At 42.0% G+C, this 23,651-nt stretch carries 11 protein-coding genes; 2 read left to right on the top strand and 9 right to left on the bottom strand.

The window, feature by feature from the left end; all coding sequences use genetic code 11:
• Nucleotides 1-132 precede the first annotated feature (132 nt).
• From BANVL01_RS11805 to BANVL01_RS11775, 7 genes are all read right to left on the bottom strand, one after another.
• Complete coding sequence (locus BANVL01_RS11805; protein WP_066091922.1) at nt 133-825, bottom strand: sugar phosphate nucleotidyltransferase; 693 nt, start codon at nt 823-825, stop codon at nt 133-135.
• The gene (locus BANVL01_RS11800) at nt 826-1,797 is read right to left on the bottom strand and encodes a DMT family transporter (RefSeq protein ID WP_066091925.1); all 972 of its coding nucleotides are present in this window, start codon (nt 1,795-1,797) and stop codon (nt 826-828) included. It abuts the gene before it with no gap.
• Complete coding sequence (locus BANVL01_RS11795) at nt 1,781-3,661, bottom strand: phosphocholine cytidylyltransferase/choline kinase family protein (RefSeq protein WP_066091928.1); 1,881 nt, start codon at nt 3,659-3,661, stop codon at nt 1,781-1,783. Before BANVL01_RS11795 ends, BANVL01_RS11800 begins: the two co-directional genes overlap by 17 nt.
• Nucleotides 3,662-3,820: 159 nt before the next feature.
• Nucleotides 3,821-6,055: a glucosaminidase domain-containing protein gene (locus BANVL01_RS11790; RefSeq protein WP_066091932.1), complete on the bottom strand. Its 2,235-nt coding sequence runs from the start codon at nt 6,053-6,055 to the stop codon at nt 3,821-3,823.
• Nucleotides 6,056-6,278: 223 nt separating this feature from the next.
• Entirely contained in the window at nt 6,279-10,529 is a 4,251-nt protein-coding gene (locus tag BANVL01_RS28690; protein ID WP_066091934.1) for a S8 family serine peptidase, read from the bottom strand.
• 246 nt (nt 10,530-10,775) lie between these two features.
• Nucleotides 10,776-15,041 carry a S8 family serine peptidase gene (locus BANVL01_RS28685; RefSeq protein WP_066091935.1) on the bottom strand — a complete coding sequence of 1,422 codons (4,266 nt, stop codon included), beginning with the start codon at nt 15,039-15,041 and terminating at the stop codon, nt 10,776-10,778.
• Between the two features lie 293 nt (nt 15,042-15,334).
• A complete protein-coding gene (locus BANVL01_RS11775) occupies nt 15,335-19,603 on the bottom strand; it encodes a S8 family serine peptidase (RefSeq protein WP_066091936.1) in 4,269 nt (1,422 codons plus the stop codon).
• Between the two features lie 586 nt (nt 19,604-20,189).
• On the opposite strand from BANVL01_RS11775, the gene BANVL01_RS11770 reads away from it, so the two are divergent.
• Complete coding sequence (locus BANVL01_RS11770) at nt 20,190-21,653, top strand: zinc ribbon domain-containing protein (protein WP_066091942.1); 1,464 nt, start codon at nt 20,190-20,192, stop codon at nt 21,651-21,653.
• A 134-nt stretch (nt 21,654-21,787) separates the two neighbouring features.
• Nucleotides 21,788-22,384 (top strand): hypothetical protein, encoded by a 597-nt coding sequence (locus tag BANVL01_RS11765; protein WP_066091945.1) that lies wholly within the window; start codon nt 21,788-21,790, stop codon nt 22,382-22,384.
• 55 nt (nt 22,385-22,439) lie between these two features.
• On the opposite strand, the gene BANVL01_RS11760 is transcribed toward BANVL01_RS11765, so the two are convergent.
• Both BANVL01_RS11760 and BANVL01_RS27775 read right to left on the bottom strand, forming a co-directional pair.
• Nucleotides 22,440-23,357 carry a CPBP family intramembrane glutamic endopeptidase gene (locus BANVL01_RS11760; protein ID WP_066091948.1) on the bottom strand — a complete coding sequence of 306 codons (918 nt, stop codon included), beginning with the start codon at nt 23,355-23,357 and terminating at the stop codon, nt 22,440-22,442.
• Nucleotides 23,358-23,390: 33 nt separating this feature from the next.
• Complete coding sequence (locus BANVL01_RS27775) at nt 23,391-23,570, bottom strand: hypothetical protein (RefSeq protein ID WP_169803171.1); 180 nt, start codon at nt 23,568-23,570, stop codon at nt 23,391-23,393.
• Nucleotides 23,571-23,651: the final 81 nt, after the last annotated feature.

Below are 23,651 nucleotides of genomic sequence, written 5' to 3'. Positions count from 1 at the left end.
TCTGGCGCGAACTTTATGAATCGCTCTTATTGACCGCTTTGACCCTTTTTCCTCTGGCGCGGCTTTATGAACCTTTTTTATTGATTGCTGTAAATCTCCGCAAAAAAACGGGCACCCTTATGCCCGTTTCATTTATTCCTCCGCCGCCAGCAGCTTATTCACTTTTTCAAGATCTTCTAATGAGTCGATTTCATAGCTATCGTTCGGATGAATCTCTTGAAGATGAACATTCAAGCCGTCTAAATTGTTCTTAATGATTTCATCCCACCAGAAGTCCTTAAAGTTACCGCTCTCGACGGCTTCCTCCAGTTTTCCGACAATATAACAGCCATCCTCCTCGGACCAGTAGGAAACGCCGCAAAGAATGTATTCATGATTACCATCGCCGACTTCAATATCGGTTACCTTATATTGGTCATCGTAGCGGATCATCCACTCTGCTTTAAAATCCGGCTTGCGCGCGCTAAAATACATCGACGTTTTCGGATTTTTCAACAAGAAATTATGATGCAAGTAGACATCGGCATCAATCACATACGTGTCGTGGAGGTACTCCCTGACTAAATACATCGTGTACATATTGTTGTAGATCTCGTATTTATCATTGTGAATGAGCGTAACACCGTACTTCTCTTTTAAATACTCAAATTTTTCCGCTAAATAACCGGTGACGACAATGATTTCTTCGACGCCTATTTCTTGTAAATATTCAACCTGCTTCTCGAGCATCGGTTTGCCGTTTACGACGGTTAGTGATTTAGGTGTTGTTAACGTTAATGGCCGTAATCTTGTGCCCATTCCTGCTGCGAGTAGAATTGCTCTCATTTATGCTGCTCTCCTGCCTTTACGGATATTCATCCATTTTAGTTCTTCCGGATTGGCGACGGTAATAATCGAGCCAACCAAAATCATTATACTAAAAAAGACAATCTTTGCGGTAACTGGTTCCTTCAAAATGATAAAACTTAAAAATATCCCCCATGCGGAATACGAAATATTCAAGGCCATTGCCCGGGTTGGTCCTATTACATAAATTGCATTGTAATAGAACACATACGAAGCCGTTCCGGAAAGGGCAATCACGGCAATGAAGAGCATCTCACTGCTCTTTAGCACAGTTCCGACAAGCGGATAGGCATTGAAAAATGGTAAAATTAAAACGCCATAGGTTACGGCGGAAACTAACTGACGAATTTGCAAGGCCTGCTCCGGCGTAATTTCATCATCCTTCATTCCGTATGCAAGAATAACACATTCCATTCCCCAGCCAAAAATGCTTAAAAGAATGAATGAAAATCCAAGAATATAGCTTTGAGATGGTTCGCCCCCGGCAAATCCTAACAAAAAGATAAATAGAATACTGATAAACAAGCCGATCCAGTTTTTTACCGTTAATCGATCCTTTAGTAATATGAAGGCGAAAAAAGCGCCAACCGCAGGATAAACAGCGGAAATAGAACCGGCTAACGATGAACCCAAATATTTAACGGCAAGCACGTATCCCGTCATCCCAATCGGTCCACCAAGAAGTGCGCCCAGGATAACAAACCGACCGCTTCTTGTACGCAGCTTTTTAAACGGAGCCTTAAATTCTCTTCTAATCGTCATATATAGCATCATCCACAAGCTCGATAACATATCGTGGAAAAATGTACTAACTAATGGAGCTAGAAAAAACACCATTGCATTTGAGTTAAACATTGATTTGGATAAAACGATTCCGATTAAAAGCGTGTCAAGCGCCCAAGTAATCCCCGAAGCCAACCCAAAGAATACACCTTTACTTTTGATATTCATACGTCATCTCCCGAATCAAGTCGTGTTCTAAATTCTTTCTACATCTTGCTAAAAGGTCGGTCCCGTAGGTGCCAAAGTCGTCACCCTTGGCTTCTTTGATAACGGTCCAAATCGTCCAAAGGAAATCTTGGAAAATTTTATTCATAATCATCCGCTGCTGAATCTGAAGTGATACTTCATCTTCCTGGAAATAAAGTGTTAAAAATAGTTCCTCTTCTTCTGGTGAAAAGTCACTTTCCATCGCATGCCAGGCAAGATCCCACATCGGATCATTCATACCGCTGTACTCCCAGTCAATCAGATAAAGTTTATCCGCACCGCTTTTGACGATGTTTTGCGGAAGCGCATCGTTATGACAAGGCGCAAGAGCAATATCCATCCCTTGGTAAATTTCTTTCAAGACCATTACGTGAGCCTTCGTTTCTTCATAGTGCTCATATGGGAGGGCATTTGCTTCCTGCATCAACCGCTCGTACTCGTCGATTTTTTCAAAAACATCAAAGCGGCCAGCCATTTCTAGTCCTGAAAAGTGCAGAATTCTAAAGTTGGCTGTTGTCAGCTCCATGATATCCTGGCGTTTCGCCATTTTAGGGGTCAGTGTTTCCGCCTCCGGAATCAATTCAGCAATTTTTACGCCCGATTCTTCATTAAAATAAACCAGCTCCGTATCAATGCCCAGGTTACCCGCAAGCGCTGCATTGAATTTTTCCTCTTTTCGGTTAATCAGCGATTCGGTTCCGTTCCCCGGAATCCGGAGCACGTACTCTTTGCCTTGAATCACTACTTTAAAGTTTTTATTCGTCATCCCGCCAAATGGCTGAATGTCCTCAATATCATCATAGGCCAGATTAAGAGCCTCCATCAGGTGGCTTTTAATCCAAATTTCCCTGAATACGGCCTCTTTTCGCTTCAGCATCGGATAGATTTTTTCGGTGACGATGTTATAGTGCTGCAAGCTGTCAATTTCGCCCCAGATAAGATTATGGATTTCCAAAAAGCCAATATTGTAGTGCCTTGAAATATCTAACAGCATATATTCGTAATGCAGCAATGGATTCCGATTATTTTGCTGATATTCACTGACCATCTTTGTATACACTTCATAGGAAAGCTTACTGATTCCAATCATTTCACCATCGACATGATTGAATTGGTGAATATCCTTCGAAATTTTATGAAGATAACCGTTTTTAATTTCAACAAACGCCTCGTCTCCGGAGCCGCTTTCGTTGGTGATGAGGACACAGTCGCGCTGCGGATGGGCAAGGATTTCCTTAATTGCCCGCTCTTCAATGAGAATATCGTCTTCTATCAATAGAAAATCATTGGCAATATGAGGCTGAGCCGCCGCCAAAGAGGCCATCGAGCCGGTCCATTTATATTTTTTATTTTCAACAAATGTCAGATGATTAAATTCAGGATATTCGGCGAATGTTTCCGGTTTGTAGCCGGTGACGATCACAATGTCATTGATGCCATTTTCCTGCAAAATATCAAGATTTCTTTTAAGCAAAGTGGTTTCATCAATCGCCATTAGACCTGCTGGTTTGTTGAGATCTTTTCTCATTCCCGCTGCTAAAATCACAGCCTGTTTAATTTCCGTTAATGGTTCCTGATGTATATTCACCTTTTTGTGGTGGTAAGCCTCGATGCCGCTTTGCAGAAAATCGATTCCTTTTTGTGTTAAAAAATAGCTGATATTGCGGCCTTTTTTTTCGCTATAAATATAGTCGCCAAACGTTAAATCATGGATAAGGTAATTCACTTTGCCGATCGAAATACCGCATATTTCCGCCAGTTTCTTTTGATTTAGGTTAGCATTTTTATTAATGGCCTCTAATAATTGAAATAAGTGTTGTTCCATTGGGGAGCCCCTCCGATAAGTTCAATAATTGAATGTATTTCTATTTTAGCGCAACAAGATCAAACTGTAAATAAAAAAGTTTCCAGTAGGAATAGTATTTGCCTCTTTAAACGAAAATAATAAAGGGCCGCGCATTTGACTGCACAGCCCTTTTGAATACTACTTATATACAGGAATATCAAAGTACAATGTATACGAACTTAATGAATCGTAGACTTTTTTAATATTATTTACCTGCTTTACCGACCAGCCAATATCGGTTGCATATTGATGCCATGGGACATTTGGATTCCATCTCATTTTATAAAGGGTATTCTGTGGTGTACCAGCATTAATATATCCATCGCCAATGAACGCTGCCCCCCCGATGATAGCATCTTCAGGTGTAAACCAGCCCTTCTTATAAGCGGTTTGCGCCCCGCATGTTTCGGGACAGGTGTCAATCGCGCCAATACCGAACATATTATAAACTGTCACGGGTTTATCAAGCTTCTTCCCATCAACCGTGTCAACAACGATACCATTGGCGAGGTTCGATTTCCCGTTGCCAGTCTCAAGCAAAGCATGAGCAACGAGGTAAACCTCGTTCACATTATTTTGTTTGCCCGCTTTCAGGAATGCCTCTCCTTTTCCTGCTAAAATGCCTTTTCCAAGAAGGACATTGGCATTTAAATCCTGAGCCGTCGTTCCCACACTTTTATTTAATAGAAGGAATTGGAAGTACTCTGGATCTGTTGGGCTAAAGGTAGTTGGATTCAAATAATAAGCAACATCCATCGTTTTTGCATTCCGCCAAGTAACATACGCAATTTCATACCAAGTTCCCACTTGTGAAACAATGGTTACCTGCGCCCCTTGCTTCAGCGTTCCGTAAACAAACGCGTTATTATTTGTATCTTCACGAACATTTATTGAGGTCCCTGTCACGACACCCTTCTTAGGATCCTTTGCATCCTGTAAGACAAAATCTGAACTAACAAATGCTTTGTTATTTCTATATTTATCTGTTTGCGGACTTTGCTTCATTTCGATATCAAGCATTTGCTCAAAGGTTAGATTGTAATTGGTTTTTTGGATAACCGGTCCAGTATTTAAGATGCCATTCTCAAAAAAGGTATAGAGCTTACCGTCGATCACTTGCTCGCCGGTCACCATTTTTCCATTTGGATCAAAATAGTACTTCTTGTTATCCAAGTCCAGCCAGCCAATGGTCATGGCTCCGCTTTTATTCAAATAATACGTTTCCGCTTTATCGCTTAACCAGCCGGTCTGCATAATGCCATCATTGTTCAAGAAATACTTTTTTCCATTATCTAAAATCCAGCCAGTTGTCATTACTCCGGTGCTGTTCATAAAGTACCATTTGTTATTATCTAAGAGCCAGCCCGTTACCATCGCACCGTCAGAGCCTAGGTAAAACTTTTTCGCGTCATCGGTCAGCCAGCCTTTATAGGCAGCTCCTTCGCTCCCAAAATAATACCACTTCGTTCCAATCTGCTTCCAGCCACTAGCTATTTGCAGTCCACCATCGGTTCCAAAATAATAGACTTGATTATCAATGGTTTGCAAACCTGTTTGCATTTTTCCATCGGACCCAAAATAATACTTATTACTTCCTTCGGTCAGCCAGCCCGTTTGAATAGAGCCCTCTTCGGAAAAATAATACTTATTACTCCCGTCGACTAACCAGCCTGTGTGTTTGCTGCCATCTTTATCGAAGTAGATGATAATAGAGCCGTCGCGGAACCAGCCAGTGATTGGGTTGGTGTTCAATGCCCCAGAGGCAGAAAATACGTAGGGCTCGCCGTCAATGTATTTTTGGCCTGTGATCATTTCACCGCTTGGCTTTAGGTAATATTTTAATTTCTTGTCTTCAATCCAGCCGGTCTTCATCGCACCGCTTGAGTCAAGGAAATACCAGTTATTCGCATTGGCTAACCAGCCCGTTTTCATTGCGCCGCTGGTGTTAAGAAAATACCATTTGCCGTTATTTAATAACCAGCCTGTCTTCATCGCGCCGCTCGGCTGAAGGAAGTACCACGTATTGGCGTTAAGCAGCCAGCCGGTTTTCATTGCACCGCTTGAATCGAGAAAATACCAGGTGTTACCGTCTTTCAACCAGCCCGTTTTCATCGCACCACTTTTTTTATCAAGAAAGTACCAGCGATTTTTGTCTAACAGCCAGCCAGTCTTCATGACACCATTGCTGCCAAGAAAATACCAGCTTTTATTATCAAGGACCCAGCCTGTTACGTTCTTGCCTGCAGTGGTCTGATAGTACCAATTATTGTTCTGATACTTCCATGTATAACTACCAGCAGCGGTAACCCCGGAAGCTGTTGAAGAAAACAGCATGGTTGCCAAAGCGAAAGCTGCGATACGTTTTTTCTTCACTATTTTTCCTCCCAGAATAATTCTCTCTCTCTTAAACTATTTTTTACTACTCTTCTATTCTCTCATTTTGTGACAATTTTTCAACTAAAATTTGAAAAACATGTCGATTTTAGTAATTTTGACATTCCTCCCCAACATGAAAGGCGGGCAGATTGCTCTGCCCGCCTACCTGGGTGTCAGGCACCTTTCTCCTTTTAATGGAAGAAGGTGCCAGGCACCACTATTATTTAATCCAAACGCCGTTTTTGTCTACTTTGTAGCCGTTGATGGTTGTATTGACGGCTAGTTGACCGGAGTTGTTGAGGTAGTACCATTTGCCGCTAACTAGTTTCCAGCCTGTTGCCATTTCACCGTTTGCGTTGAGGTAGTACCATTTTCCGCCAACCAGTTTCCAGCTTGTTGCCATTTCGCCGTTTGCGTTAAGGTAGTACCATTTGCCTTTTAGCGCAACCCAGCCGGTTTTCATTACGCCTCCGGAGCCAAGATAATACCATTTGCCGCGGTCAAGGACCCATTGGTTCTCAGCCATTGTGCCGCTCTTGGTTAAGAAGTACCATTTGTTATTGTCTTTTATCCAGCCTGTCTGCATTTTTCCGTCTTGACCTAGGTAATACCAAGTATTGCCTTCCTTAAACCATTTGGTTGCTCTGACACTGTTTTTATAGTAGTACCATGAACCGTCCTCTTGCTTCCAGCCTGTGACATTTGCCCGGTTAATCACGATTTCCTTAACTGTTTCGTTGCCTGACAGGTCAAGAAGTTTTAAGGTAATTTTGTTGACGCCTTTTTTAAGCGCTACTTTTACTTCAACATTATCATTGGCAGGTTTCAGAACATCTACTGGACCGACGATTGCTTTTTCATATTCATGATTATCGTCAACGAATAATGAAAGATAGTTGAAGTTATCCTTTAGGTTAAGCTTCAGGGTAGCTTTATCGGTTTTTTCTGGAACAACCGTTGGTGCACTCACATTGATTTGTGGTGCAGTCGTATCAATAAACACCTTGCGGGAAATCGATGATGTGTTGTTCGATTTATCTACGGCCTTGACGATGACGTCGTAGTAACCATCCTTCGCAAATGTTGTTGTCGTTGAAAACTCATACCCTCCTGGTCCCGAATGGGTGAATTTGGTCTCTTTACCGTTAACCGTCAATGATTTTAATCCTACTTCATTAATGACCACACCAGAAACAGGAACTTCATTCGAGTTATAGGCACCATAAGGCATGGTTGAAAAATTGATAATTATTGGGTCCCCTTCTACATCGCCAAAAGTAACGGTATCCCCGCCAAAGTTATACGCATAATCAACGGCAAGGACATCGATAGAAGAACCCTCCGGAACATCGGCTAACTCGTAGCTGTTTTCATCACCAGTCGTTTCATCTACAAATTCTCCATTTACGAAAATACCATAAGCTTGAACGCCAGAACCTTTCTCAACCGTTTTCCAGCTGACAACAGATGTTTCAGGGTCGAAGCTTGCAGATACTTTCGGTTCGGTTGTATCAACAAAAACTGGAATGTCTTTTGTTTGATAGCCGGCACCTTTGTAATCAATCGCTGATTTCACTTGGTAGTAATACAAACCGTCTTTAACCACTTGGCCTTTAACGGTTCCGTCCCAAGTACGGTCGTAATTATAGGAGAATGGCATTCCGTAACCATCATCAAAATAGCTCTTAAATACGTTCTTCTCCAATTTCACCCGACGAAGTAATTGTTTGTTACCGTCTAGAATGTTAACTTGAACCTCGGCTGCATTTCGTAAAAATGCTGGGAGAACATTGATATCATCCTGCATCCAGTCGCCGTTTGGTGAGATGGCATAAAAACCTTTGTCAGGAACAGGCGCAGTGAACCAGTCATCTGACAACATATCATGGACAGGAAATTCTTCTTTATTCCCATCTTCATCTTCCCAATCAAACATGCCTTGAAGATCATAGAAGCGTGATTCTCCAAAATCTTTAAAGCCATCAAGAATGGATGGACGGTCCCATTTGCCGTAGAAGCCAACATATGGAATGGTCAGGTCAGGGCTTAGTTCTTTCTTGCCGGCAACATTCTTATCGGCATCTATTAATCTAACAAAGCCTTCAACAAACATATCTTCCTTAAGAGCAACAGTCTTTTTGTTCCCTTTCGTGTCAATGGCAGGAACCTTTGCCTTACTAATATCCACCTTGATGGTGATATCTTTCGTTGCTCCGGCTGGAATGGTAACTTTAGCCGGACCGTCAATGACTACCCCTTCAAGATTACCGGCGATTAGGGCATTAGTAGCTTCCCCATCTTTATTTTGCTTTTGGGTATCTGCCAATACATTGGTTTTTACTGTATAGGTGACATCTTTCTTTGAAACGTTTTTAGCAGAAAGTGTCATGGTGAATTGTTTCGACGTAAAGTCTTTTAATTCTACTTTTGCTTGGCCATTGCTTTTATTGACAACATATACAGGTGTTTTCACCGCATTGTAGGTCTGCATCATTCCTGCACCTTGAAGTCTTGGTGAGAATGGCTGGCCATTTGCATCGTCAATAATTTTTGCCGTGTTCATTAATAATGTTTTAGCTAAATGAGTACGGTCGCTGACTGAAAGACCTGTGAAGCGCTTGTCCTTTTGCAGGTATTGCTGGACTAGGGCTGCGCCGCCGGCTACATGCGGAGCCGCCATTGATGTACCGCTCATTTCACCATATTGGTTATCATTTAAGGTTGAAATGATTTTCCCGCCTGGAGCTGTAATTTCCGGTTTTAACTCAAGACCCGGTGTTGTTCCCCAAGAGGAAAACTCGGTGATTCGCCCTGAGTCAGGGTCTTGCTGTTTGTCTATCTGCTTGATTTTCAAAGAGGTATGTCCGGCTGCAATTGCAGCTTCCAACGACTGACCTTCCTTTTTCGAAATTAACATAAACGGAATATCAAAGTCGCCTTGGTTTTTATAGAATGTTGAGCTTCCGGTATCATAGACGATAATGCCGAAAGCACCTGCTTCAGCGGCAATCCATGCTTTTTCCGCAAATGAGATTTCGCCGCGTTGAGCAAGAACCACCTTGCCGACGACATCGACATCTTCATAATCTTCCCAATCACCAAATCCGCCGTTTAGACTGACTACTTGTAAATCTTCACTTTCAGCTGCCACATTCGTCCAATCGTCCGTCCCATAACCAACACCAGTGAATCCGTCAACCGTGATTGCATGCTGGTATAGGGTTGAAATATTATTCGCCGCTGCAACAGAAATTCCATCCGGATTTAATCCCGGTGCTTCAACGACTCCGATATCCGGGTTTTTGTAGTACGGATTACCCCAGCCGTATGAAATCGTGCCCGAGTTGCCGGCAGACATTGAGCACACAATCCCATTATTGGTTGCTCTTGTAATCGCTACATCTTCTGCACTATCTTTCGAATAAAAAGAAGCTACTTCACCAAGGCTCATATTCAGTACATCGGCACCAAGCTTGATTGAATCATCAATGGCGGCGAGGTACACATCTGACCAGGTCGAAGGGAAAAGAACATCATTACTAAATACCTTCATCGCCAGAACCTGTGCTTCCGGAGCCATCCCTTTAACACCGCCATGTTCTTCGTCGCCATTCGCGGCAACAATCCCGGCTACATGCATCCCGTGCATCCCGGTTTCATATCCTTTATCAAGGATGGTGTCATTTTGGTCGAAATAGTTATAGCCGTATGGTACCTTTTGGGTATAAAACTTCCCCTTTAATTTATCCTTCTTCACAATTTGATTAACATCATTCTTGTTTAACCCAGCTGTTGACGCATTAGATAAAACAAAGTCTTTATGACTTGGGTCCACCCCTGTGTCGATGACGGCGACTACCATTCCCTCGCCTTTTAGGCCTGCATCTGCCCAAGTTTCAGGTGCTTGTACAAATGATTTACTTGTTTTCAGGTCAGGTTTTACTGGACGCTTGTACTCATTTGCTAAATAAACGTGTTTTACTCCTTCGACTGCTTCAAGCTTTTCCATATCGCCAAATGCGATTTCACCGCTGAACCCGTTGAAGGCAGTTGAGAAGTTGTTTTTATATTTAAGCTTAACACCTTTGGCCTTAATTTTGTCCTTTACTGTTGCCTGCTGCTTTTCAAGATTAACAGCCATGGAGTCTTTGATGCTTTCTGATAAATCCTTGTACAGTTTCCCTTGCTTTGTCGCTAACTCAACGGGTGTTTGTCCTTCTACTTCGACAATGACACGAACCTGTTCTGTCGCTTTGAACTTGTCTTTAAGCTTCTCGCTGAGCTTGTGGCGATTGTTTACTTTTAGATGTTGTTTAAACTGTTTGACCATTGAAGCGTAATCTTTTTTTGCCGTTGGTGTTGGCGATGCCGCCGCAGCTGGTGCCACGTAAGCGAGATTGGATAAAACCAACGCTGATGCCAACACATAAGAAGTCATCTTCTTTTTCTTTTTCCATGACTTTAGGCTCATGCTCTTGCTTCCCCCTCTAAAATAACTAGCATACTTAAATTATTTCACTCTAGCAATTCGTTTCCAGAATTGTAGGAAAAATCTAAATGCTAATCCAATTTTAGTAGAGAGCAGGGAAACGGTCAATGTTTTTTTAGTAGAATAAGAGGGAATAGTAGCGAAATTTTGGCGGGGTGGTGTCAGGCACCGCAAAAAAAACGCGAACAGATCGAAATCCGTTCGCGTTAATAATAGAAGGAACTAATCCTATTTAATCCAAGCTCCATCCTTGCCAAGCTTATAGCCGTCAACAGTTGTGTTAGCTGCCATTACACCTGATTTATAGAGGTAATACCATTTGCCATTGACTAGCTTCCAGCCAGTAGCCATTGCACCGCTAGCGTTGAGGTAATACCACTTGCCGCCATCTAGTAACCAGCCGGTAGCCATTGCACCCGATTTATTTAGGTAATACCATGTGTTACCGTCTTTCAACCAGCCTGTGGCCATTGCACCCGATTTATTCAGGTAATACCAAGTATTGCCGTCCTTCACCCAACCAGTTTGCATTTTGCCATCTTTAGCAAGGTAGTACCATTTGCCGCCAGTCTGTACCCATCCGGTAGCTTTTACATCCTTCGTATAGAAGTACCATGAACCGTTTTCTAAGCTCCAGCCGTTTTTCACTTCCGGTTTTGGATCTGGTTTTGGATCCGGCTTTGGATCTGGTTTTGGATCCGGGTCTGGCTTTGGATCTGGATCCGGTTTCGGATCTGCATCCTTGCGATTAATAATAACTTCCTTAATTGTTTCATTTCCGGCAAAGTCAACCGCCCTTAGAACTACTTTGTTTTCGCCTTCCGCTAATGAAACTTTCACTTTAGTGTTCTTATCCAATGGAGCCAGGTAATCTACCGGGCTAATGAATGGTGTTTCAAACTCATGATTTTCATCAACAAAGAAATTTAGATAGTGATAGTTATCTTGCAGGTTGACATCAATTGTAACCTCTTTAACATTCTTGTCCACTCTGTCCGGTGCTGTTACGTTGATAGTAGGTTTTGTTAGATCCAAGAAGACTTTACGAGAAATCGAGAATGTCTTGTTGGAATGATCAGTTGCTTCAAAAATAACGTCAACTAAGCCCTCATGATCAAACGTAGTTGTGGTATCGAAAGCATAGTTCCCTTTAGCATCCTTCGTTGTTGGAACTACTTTTCCATTTACTTTGAACGATTTTAGACCAGTATCCTCAGCTACATAACCTTTAACGGGAATTACAAATGTGTTGTAACCTGCATATGGTTCTGGACCGTAATCATCAAGGTAAATTTTCGGCAGATTTACATCGCCAATCGCAGCCGTGTCGGCTCCATAGTTATCAGCATAATCGCGGGCAACGACTTCTACGACAGCTTTTTTCGGTGGATTTACAAGCTGATAAGAAGTTGTTTTGCCGTCGACAGTACCATTAAGCACACCGTCTACGAAAATACTATACTGTTTAACGCCTGTTCCATCTTCTACTGCTTCCCAGGCTACAACAGATTTAGCAGGGTCGTACGTTGCTGTAACTTTAGGCGCTGTTGTGTCAACATAGACTGGAATCTTCTTAGATTGCCACTCAGCACCCTTATAGCTGATAAGGGATTTGATTTCGTAATAATACAAACCATCCTTAACAACTTGTCCTTTTACTTTTCCATCCCATACACGGTCTGCCTTTTGAGATGCCGCATCACCACTGCCGCCATCATAAGCACTCTTAATCAATTGTGCTTCAGCTTTCATGCGGCGTAGGAAGTTACCATCCTTGTCCAAGACATTAAATTGAACTTCTTCGACGTTGCGAAGGAAGGATGGAAGGACGTTGATATTATCAAACGCACCATCTCCGTTCGGTGAAAGCGGATAAACATTCTTTCCTGGAACAGGAGCAAGGAAATTTTTATCATTATTCGTTAGCATGTTTTGGACATCTTTACCGTATTTCCTAACGGTTGATAAATCATAATAAGATGTTTCACCAAGACTTCTGAAGCCATCAACAACTTGTGGACGTTCCCATTTACCATAGAAGCCGAGATATGGAACAGTCAGATTCGGTGCCTTTGAATTAGTGTCTTGTAAATTAACGGATCCTTCTACAAAAATATCTTCATGAAGGTCAAGAGAAATTTTCTTCCCGTCTTTATCGAACCCAGGAATTTTTGCACCTGACAAGTCTACTTTCACGGTAAAGTCGACTGATTTTCCTGCAGGTACAGTGATGGTTTCCGGTGCTTCTACTTTCGCACCTTCCATATCACCAGTAGCAAGAGCATTTAGGTCCGGAGCGCCTTCCTTGGCTTGTTTTTTAACTGCGTCAGTTAAAACGGTTGTGTTCACTTTGTATTTAACATCTTTATCGGAAACGTTTTTCGCTGTATAGGTCATTTCAAATTTTTTCGATTGGAAATCCTTTAATTCTACCTTCGCTTCACCCGTTGCCTTATTGACAACATATACTGGTGTTGTTACAGCAGAAAGAGTTTGCATCATCCCCGCTCCTTCACGGCGCGGCGAGTACGGATGACCATCAACGTCATTGATAACTTTTGCTGTGTTCATTAACAAGACTTTGGCAAGTTTTGTACGCTCACCAACTGAGAGCTGGCCGAAACGCTTATCGTTTTGCAAATATTGCTGCACCAATGCTGATCCGCCAGCAACGTGTGGCGTTGCCATCGAGGTGCCGCTCTTAGTACCGTATTTATCACCGTTCAATGTCGAGTATATACTTCCACCCGGAGCGGTAATTTCAGGTTTCATCTCCAAGGATGGAGTTGTTCCCCATGACGTGAAGGTTGTCATCTTGCCTACTGTAGGGCTTTCAACTGTCGCTGATTTTACATTCAGCGTTTTATTACCTGCTGAAATCGCTGCTTCTAGTGCTGCGCCATCGGCCGTTTCGATCATCATGAACGGAATTTCCATGCCGCCAAGACTATTTTGGAAGGCTCCGCCATTATTGTATACAATAATACCTGCCGCGCCTGCTGCAAAGGCATTTGTCGTTTTATCAACGAAGGTCAAGTCTCCACGTGGTACTACAACTACTTTTCCTTTTACATCGACACCTTGATAGTGTTCTGGCGCCCCTAGTTTCCCGCCAAGACTAACTAGTTCAAGTTTGCCACCCTTATCAGCAGCCAGCTTTGTCCAGTCGTCCGATCCAAAACCATCACTCTTGAAGGATTCAAAACCAGCTAATGTAAGTGCATGCTTATACAAGCTAGTCCCATTGTTTGATGCGGCAACGGAGAGAGCCTCCGGATAAATGGAAGGCGCGCCGACAGTACCAATATCAGGGTTTTGTGCGAGCGGAGTCGCGCCCGTCAATCCATAACCGATATGTCCTGAGTTCCCTGCAGCTACGGCACAAACGATCCCATTTTCCACTGCACGTTGAATCGCTAAATCTTCAGCACTATTTTCAGTATAGAAAGAGGCGACATCACCAAGGCTCATATTTAACACATCAGCGCCAAGTTTGATTGAGTCGTCAATAGCAACAAGATATACGTCTGACCATGTAGCAGGGTAGATTGGGTCGTTACTAAATACCTTCATCGCGAGAACTTGTGATTCAGGCGCAACCCCTTTAATACCGCCATTCGCTTCGTCACCGTTAGCTGTAACAGTTCCGGCCACGTGCATACCGTGCATACTTGAAGTTAAGTCAATTACGGTATCATTTAGATCATAATAGTTATAGCCGTAAGGAACTTTATCTGTATAGAATTTCCCTTTTAAGCCATTATCTTTGACAATCTTGCTAACCTTATCGGTAGTCAGATCTTCCTTGCTCTTGTCTGTTAATTTAAAGTCACGGTGAGATGGGTCGATACCTGTATCAATAATGGAGACAACCATTCCCTCGCCTCTAAATCCAGTGTCAGCCCATGTATCACGGGATTGAATAAAGTTATGGCTTGTCTTCATTTCAGGAAGTGCTTGTGGACGTAAATACTCATTGGCTAAATAAACATTTTTTACACCTGCAATGGATTCAATCTTAGCAAGGTCGCCATAGCTAACCTCCCCACTAAATCCGTTAAATGCCGTTGAAAATTGCATTTTATATTTAATGTTGATTCCCTTTGCTTTAATTTTGTCTTTAACAGACTTTTGTTGACTTTCTACCTTAGTAGTAAGCTGGGATTTTTTATCGGCAGATAATTCCTTGTATAATTGACCTTGTTTTGAAGCGTACTCTAGAGGTGTTTGCCCATCTACTTCAACAATCACACGAACTTTATCTGTTGCTTTAAGATTTGCTTTTGTTTTAACTGCTTTTGAATCTGTTGCGGTAAATGCAGCAGGATCCATTGCCTCAAACTGTTTAATCTGCTTTATTTTTGATTCTAAATCGCCTGGTTTGTAAGTGGCCGCAGTCGCTGACGAAACTAAACCAAGATTGGATAATACAAGCGCTGAAGCTAGCGCATATGTAGCTAATTTATGCTTACTTTTTTGATTCTTTTTACCCATTAACGTATTGCCCCCCTAAATAATAGATGACTAGCATAAAAGATGTTTTTTTGTCTACTTCCCTCCTATTTAATCGAAAAAAAATGAATATTACAAATCTAATAGTAGTCTTTTAGCTTAGTATAGGTCAATAGAATATTCAGAAAATATAAAAATTATTTTCGCATTTTTCGACATATTCCTGTCCAACCATTGGCCTATGTGAATCCATCATCTTTTTTACTCTCTTTTAATCTAGTAAAAATAAGGCGAACAGAATCGTTCTGTTCGCCTTATTCTAGTAGAAACCAAGCTTATTTAATCCAAGCTCCGTCCTTGCCAAGCTTATAGCCGTCAACAGTTGTGTTTGCTGCCATTACACCAGAACTATTGAGGAAATACCATTTGCCGTTCACATACTTCCAGCCTGTGGCCATGGCACCGTTAGCATTGAGGTAATACCACTTGCCGCCATCTAATAACCAGCCCGTCGCCATTGCGCCCGATTTATTAAGGTAATACCAAGTTTTGCCGTCCTTCACCCAGCCAGTTGCCATCGCACCTGATTTATTTAGGAAATACCATTTGCCGCCATCTAATAACCAGCCAGTTGCCATTGCACCGGATTTATTCAGGTAATACCAAGTATTGCCGTCCTTCACCCAGCCAGTTTGCATTTTGCCGTCTTTAGCAAGGTAGTACCATTTACCGGCATCTTGTACCCAGCCAGTTGCCTTTTTACTGTCAACATAGTAATACCAAGATCCATTTTCCTGTTTCCATACGGATGGTTCAGCATTGGCACGTTTGATTGCAAGTTCCTTGATTGTTTCGTTACCTGCAATGTCTTTTAGCTTCAAAGTAAACTTGTTTTCGCCAAGTTCTAATGGAAGGGTCACTTTCACATTTTGGCTGATTGCCTTTTGCATATCAACTTCGCTATCTGAAGATTTCTTTAATACGTTATTATCATCGACAAAGAAATCAAGGTAACTATGGTTATCCTTCAAGTTCACGTCTAAAGTGATTTCTTTAACGGCTGCATCGACTCTTTCCGGTGCGGTAACATTGATTTCACCTTTAGTGGTGTCAATATATACGTAACGAGTAATCGAGAATGATTTGTTCGAATGGTCAACCGCTTCAATAAAGATACCTTGCAGGCCGTCTTTTTCAAACGTCACTTCAGTTGAGAACGTTAAGTTGCCAGCTTTATCTTTTTTCAATGGAACTTCTTTTCCGGCAACCTTAACATACTTAAGACCGATGTCATCTGTGACAATCCCTTTTACTGGAACAGTACGGGTATTATATGCCCCATATGCTTCTGGTGTATTTGAAACATATTCTCCCGAAGAATCTTTTGTTCCGTCAGTTAGATAGATTAGCGGCATTTCGACATCACCGATAGCAGCTGTTTCTACGGAAACGTTTTGTGCATAGTCACCAGCAAGGATTTCTACCACTGCTTTTTCTGGTGCATTCTTAATCACGTAGGAAGTAGCCTTGCCATCAACCCAATCTTGGAACACCCCGTTAACCCATATGCCGTAAACTTCTACACCTGAACCTTCTTCAGTCGTATTCCACGTTACAGCACCCTTTTCAGCATCATATGTTGCTTCTACCTTTGGTGCCGTCAAATCAACTAAAACTGGAACCTTCTTCGATTGCCACTTAGCGCCGGCATAATCGATTACGGATTTAATTTCATAGTAGTACAAGCCGTCTTTTACTGTTTTACCGCCGACTTTACCATCCCATGCTCTATCAGTTTCATAGTTATATACTTCGCCGCGACCGCCGTTATAGTAGTTTTTCCTTACTTGCGTTTCTGTTTTAACACGGCGAAGTAATTTTTCATCTTTATCCAAGATGTTAAATTGAACTTCAGCGGCATTTCTTAAAAATGAAGGGAAGGCGTTAACATCATCATTCCAGCCGTCACCATCTGGTGAAATCGTCCATACATTCTTTTCTGGAATTGGTGCTTGGAACCAGTCATCGATTAGCATATCTGAAACAGGCTCATTCGCTCCAAACATGCCTGTAACATCGAAGAAACGGTCTTCTCCTAAATCTTTAAAGCCGTCAAGGATGGACGGGTTGTCCCACTTACCATAGAAACCTACATACGGAACCGTTAAGTTAGGTGTTTTTTCGCCCTGCGCTTTCAGATTCACAGAACCTTCAACGAAAATGTCTTCTTTAAGATCACGGAATACTTTTTTACCTTCCAGATCATAGCCAGGGATTTTCGCTTTGGATAAATCGACTTTAACAGTGAAATCGACTGACTTACCAGCAGGTACCGTTATCGTCTTCGGTGCATCAATCTTCGCATCTTTCATGTCACCAGCTTCTAATGCATTATAATCTGGTGCGTCTTTTTCATATTGATAGAATGAATCTGTTAAGACTTTTGTATTTACATCATACGTAACAGCTTTGTCCGTAACGTTTTTAGCCGTGAAGGTCATTTCAAATTTCTTCGATTGGAAATCCTTCAATTCTACCTTTGGTTCACCATTGGACTTGTTGACCACATATACAGGTGTAGTCACAGCCGAATGGGTTTGCATCATTCCAGCACCTTGACGGCGTGGTGAGAATGGTTGTCCTCCTAAATCATCGATCACCTTAGCCGTATTCATTAATAATACCTTTGCTAAGTGTGTTCGATCCGCTACAGATAAATCTTTAAAGCGCTTATCTGCTTGCAGGTATTCTTGAACGAGTGCAGACCCGCCGGCAACGTGTGGCGCTGCCATTGAAGTACCACTCATAAGTGCGTACTTATCATTGTTTACAGTTGAATAAATATTGCCGCCTGGTGCGGTAATTTCCGGCTTCATTTCAAGGGATGGTGTTGTTCCCCATGAAGTAAAGTCTGTCATCCGGCCCATTTCAGGACTTTCAGATTTCTTGATTTGAGAAACTTTAAGGTTTTTTTGGCCTGCCGCAATCGCAGCATTGAGCGTTTCCCCTTCAGCTTTTGAGATAAACATGAATGGCGCATCCCAGCCGCCCTGATTATCATATGGAACTCCGTTGGTTGCATTCCAGACAATAATACCTGCAGCACCGGCTGCGGCAGCATTTGTCGTTTTATCAACAAATGTTAAGCTTCCGCGTGGAACAACGACAACTTTCCCTTTCACATCAAGGCCTGCATAATCCTCTGGAGTACCAAGCTTAGCTCCAAGGCTGACAAGTTCAAATTTGCCGCCATTATCGGCCACAAGCTGGTTCCAATCATCGATTCCTTTACCTACTGCCGAGAAGTTTGTATTCCCCTCTAACGTAATCGCATGCTGGAACAGGTAGGCCTCATTTCCAGCTGCCGCAACAGAGATGGTATCTGGATTTAATCCTGGTGCCCCAACTACGCCGATATCTGGATTTTTCGCAAATGGATCATCCCAGCCGTATCCAAGATGCTGTGAGTTCCCAGCAGATACCGCACAAACAATCCCGTTTGCTGTTGCTCTGCGAATCGCAAGATCCTCAGCACTATTTTCTTCATAGAAGGATGCCGTAGAACCAAGGCTCATATTTAATACATCGGCACCAAGCTTGATGGAATCATCAATTGCTGCCAGATAAATATCAGATGTTGTCGAAGGGAAAAGCGGGTCATTACTAAACACCTTCATCGCCAGAACCTGTGCTTCTGGTGCAACCCCTTTAATTCCGCCCTTTGCTTCGTCACCGTTGGCTGCAACCGTGCCGGCAACGTGCATTCCATGCATGCTTGCACCAGGACCTAGGTCAAGGATGGTATTGTTTTGGTCATAATAGTTATAGCCGTAAGGAACTTTGTCTGTATAGAACTTTCCTTTTAAGCTGTTATCTTTAACAAGCTTCGTTACTCCATCTTTTGTTAAATCATCTTTTTTAGTATCCGTTATTTTAAAGTCACGGTGGGATGGATCTACGCCCGTATCAATAACAGAAACAACCATTCCTTCGCCCTTAAATCCAGAATCGGACCATGTATCACGAGATTGGATGAAATTATGGCTTGTTTTCATGTTTGGTTCAAGGACAGGACGGTTATAGGAATTGGCGAGGTAAACCTTTTTTACCCCAGCAATTGCTTCAAGCTTGGCAACATCTCCATAGGCAACCTCGCCGCTGAAACCGTTGAATGCTGTTGCATACTGCTGTTTGTAGTCAATTTTAATACCCTTGGAGGTAATTTTGCTCTTTACAGACTTTTGTTGGCTGTCAACCTTTGATGCAAGTGAAGATTTCGTATCTTCAGCTAGTTCTTTGAAAAGTTTCCCCTGCTTTGTGGCATATTCAACAGGTGTTTGCCCGTCTACCTCAACGATAACACGAACCTTGTCAGTGGCCTTAAGGGATGCTTTTGCACTATTAAGCTTTGAATCTGCAGTCTTCATGGACTGATGTGCTTTTTGATACTCCCTATATTGTTTAAGCTTTGAATCTAGATCACCAGGCTTATAGGTCGTGGCTGCGGATGCTTGAGACACTATACTAAAGTTCGACAATACTAGAGCTGACGCTAAAGCATATGTAGCAATTTTGCGTTGCTTATTGTGGTTCTTTTTGCTCATTAAAGAATTCCCCCCTATTAAAATTGTAATAGTTAATCAACTATCAACCTATCATTTTGTAAAATCGACTCACCCTTTATCGGAAAAGTCGGAATATACAAATATAATTTTAGTATTTTTTGCTTGTATAGGTCAATAGTTAATTCGGGAAACGAAGAAAAAACTTTCGCAATATTCGACAAAATGACCTATGTCGATTGTCGCACTCGGTTCCAAAGGGCGTTCGATTGGGTTTTGGGAAAATTATTTCAGGTTTTATATACATCGATGTCAGAAAACTGCGGGATTACTGCTAACTTTTTTGTAGGAAATCAGAGAAAAACCTCGGAGGACAGCCATTTCTTTCTGTCCAGATTGCCGGCTTCCATCCGTTTACTTGATAAAAATTCTTTTAAATACAATTTTTAAAGAATAATAGTCTTATCGTAAAAAAATAACTGCTCATGTTTCTGTTATAGCAAGTCAGCAAACGACCTAAGCCTATTTACCTGTATTTTGGGAACTTTAGTAAAAAGAAAGATGTTATGCTGAGTAGTTTTATATTATGATAAATAGGTATTTATAATTAAAAGGAGTAGAAGATAACATGTCATTTTGTCGAAATTGCGGTCATCAATTATTGCCGCAGCAAGCATTTTGTAAAAACTGCGGCACTAAGGCAAGAACCATCTCAAAACCAATCAGTGGGGAAATGGCCACAACTGTAACAGTACAGGAGCCGCAAATGAGATCTGGACAAGGGCCAAAAGGATCACTTTCCACACCGATGAAATGGCTGCTTGCCATCGTACTTATCCTTGCAGCCGGCCTATTAGGCGCCCATTTATATCTATTAAAGCAGTACACCGCAGAAAAAGCAGTTGAAGAATTTGAAAAAGCCGTTACTCAAAAGGACTATCAATCTTTGAGAGCGATTCTTGAAAAAGGCCGGACAGACGCGCAGCTATCCGACGAAGAACTAAAAGGTTATGCAGCGTTTTTAACAAAAGACAATGATTTCGAACAGATTGTCAAAGAACTTAAAGATGAGGCTGCCGGGACATCGTTCTCTCCGATTATCGATGGCGCTGATAACAAACTGGTCACACTTGTTGATGGGCCGAAAAAGTTTTTCCTTTATAAACAATATTTTATCAAAGCCTTTCCTTTCACAATCAAGGCACGCAGCAATTTAGAAGAGACAAAGGTTTCCTTTAATGGCAAGAGCAAGCTCCTAAAAAAACCGGGTGAAGAGGTAACACTTGGAAAGATATTACCGGGTAACCTTTCCCTTAAGGGCATTTACACCGGAAAATATGTCACTTTGACGTCCGAAACAGAGGTGGAGTTCAAGGAAGCCAGCGACAATATCGTCACGGCTGCGCTTGAATTTGATGGAAAGTATGTCACCATTTATTCAAATGGTGATGATGCCGATATTTATGCTAATGGGAAAAAGACTGGGCTGAAAACAGGCAATTTCGACAGCTTTGGTCCAGTGCCTACTGACGGTACTGTGGAAATCTATGCTGTCCTCAACCGCGCTAGCGGGGCAATTAAAAGTAATGTTGTAAAAATTGAAGGGGAGGGCGAGGTGAATCTCCAGTTCAAGGAACTGGCAGCGGAACAGGAAAAAGAAGAGGCAAAGTCTCATGTGATGAACATCTTGGCCCGTTATGCGCCAAACGCTGATCCTAAAGAGCAAATGTATATTTTCATGAGTGAATATGTTTCCAGATCGGTTCAAGCGTTTAACGCCCGAGACTTCAGCATGATCTCATCCTACCTTTCACCGACTGGACCGGGATACGCTGAAACGGAAAAATACATTGCCCACTTAGAACAAAAGGGCATCACCGAGGAATTCGTCAATCTTGAGATTCTTGATATGCAGGTAACAGAAACAGGCTTTAAAGTAACAACAAGAGAAGAATATAATATTTTTTACCAAGACAGTCCTAATAAACATTCGGTTTACGAATCAATCTATACACTTGAAGCAGCCGATATCGGCTTGAGAGAATATTCACTCGACAAGACCACGACGATTAAATCTGAAGATATCCAATAAGGATGTTCCCTGTTGCAGCAGTATCTTATTTTAGAGGCTGGAAAAAAAACTCGGTAATTAATAGATTTTTTGTCACTTTTTGTAGTAGGATAGTAATAGTTTCTTTCCATTCTATTACAAACGGAGGGCTGAAGATGCTGACCGCCGCCCAACAAAAAGTGAAGCAGGAGCTGGAGGAACTGCATGCAAACGGCCATTTCCAAAAGGAAGTAAAGTTCAACTCTCCTGCCAATAAACGCTCAAAGAAAAAGCGGATTTTTTTGCTAATCGGAGTCCTATTATTTTGTTTGTTTATTATCATATATTTTTCGTCTTCCAATCATGAGGAAATAGTTTCCTATTTAGCAATCGAACAAAACTACACTGAGCAAAGTGCACAATTAATGAACGACGTTATTGAAAAAAGGAATCTTGACCTCCAGGAGGCCAAAGAAACACAAACTAAGTTTTTGTCTAATGAAATCGCTGTCAAGGCCCCGGCCAGCTTTAAGAACCATCATCAGGATATGATTGCTGCTATGGAACAACGACTTACTATCCTTAGCTATCTAGCAGGTAAAAATATTGACCCGGTTCGGCTTAATAAATATTTAATTGAGCTGGATGTAAAGCAAGAATTGGCCGCCGATAGTTTACTTACAGCTTTTGAACGGGAAAAGATTGAATATGTTGTCCAGGATGACGGTACTGTTCAATATTGGATTAATTCAACATCCTATCAAAATAATTAAAAAAGAGCTGACGCTAGCAATAATGGCGTCAGCTCTTTCTATTTTCTATGATTGGTTATTCGGCGTTTTGAAAAACTTCGGTCGTTTGCTGCAGCTCTATCGTTTCCATCTCCCGGTTTAATCGTCTTTGGTTCACTTTTTCCAGCGTAAACAGGAACAGATGGACAACGAATACAGCGAGGGCAAATAGTTCGACAGCGTATTCGACATAGTACCAAGACAGCGTGGCTGTTATATCGTAAAGGGAGTGAACGAGCACGGTCACCCAGAGGTTTCGTGTCCATAATAAGATTAAGCCAAATAAGAGCCCCATGTTGGCGAACGTGACGATAGCGCCAATTTTGATCGGCCATGGCTGTGCGGCGCCCAATGTATGGTCGATGCCGAACAGGATTGATGTAAGAAATAGGGCCGCTATCAGGAAAATGTCTCTTCGGCCGCTTTCCCAGCGCTTCGGGAAAATCTTTTTACCAATCACGAGGAAGAGAATGATATAGGCAAGCCGCCAAACCTCTTCTAAACCTGCAAGCGTGTCTGCGAAAATATCGTAGCCCACCAAATCTACCTTTTCGAAAAAGGCCCAAACCGGTTCTGTCGTCGTTTGTTCATCTCCGGGGTCATACGCCTGCATTTCGGCATAATCTTGAACATACTGTTCATAATGAACGTTAAAGTCCTGGAAGGTGTTCGCTGAATAAACATTATTCACCGTACTTCCAAGGAAAAATATCAGAAATGCACCTGTGAATTGAAGCATTAGCTGCCGTTTTGTTTTCGCTTTGCCCTCTGGACTGCCGAGGCGCCGGTAAAGCTTCCAGCCGATAAAAAACGAGGACACCATAAGGGCATCATACAAGGTGCCGGCCAACCCGCTATACCTGGTTAGATAGAGCAGAACCTCCGCACCAACGGTCACGACAAGGATGGAAAAAAACAGCTTCTTTGAAATCGGGCTTGTTAAATTCGTTGTCATAACGTCATTCCCTGCTAGATTTATTTGGTCAATCTATTTTCCTAAAATAGTTACCGCAAGTATCCCAAACCCATTTAAAAACAGCAGGAAAAGGAAACAGCCAAGCATCCACTTCCATTTTCTTGTCACGTTGTTGTCTCCTTCAAATATATTTGGCCTGAACCTTGTCTGCTTCAACACAATTAACAGATTGTAATAGTTATAATTTAACATATCAATAGTCATTTTTCACCAATATAATATTTCAACTTTATTCCAGAACCATGAACTTGACCTCGCCCCATGGATAAATCC

This window comes from Neobacillus novalis NBRC 102450, assembly GCF_001591805.1.
GTDB classification, from domain to species: Bacteria; Bacillota; Bacilli; order Bacillales; family Cytobacillaceae; genus Neobacillus; species Neobacillus novalis.
The sequence above is the reverse complement of the archived record's forward strand: the minus strand, read 5'-3'. Positions and strand labels throughout refer to the sequence as shown.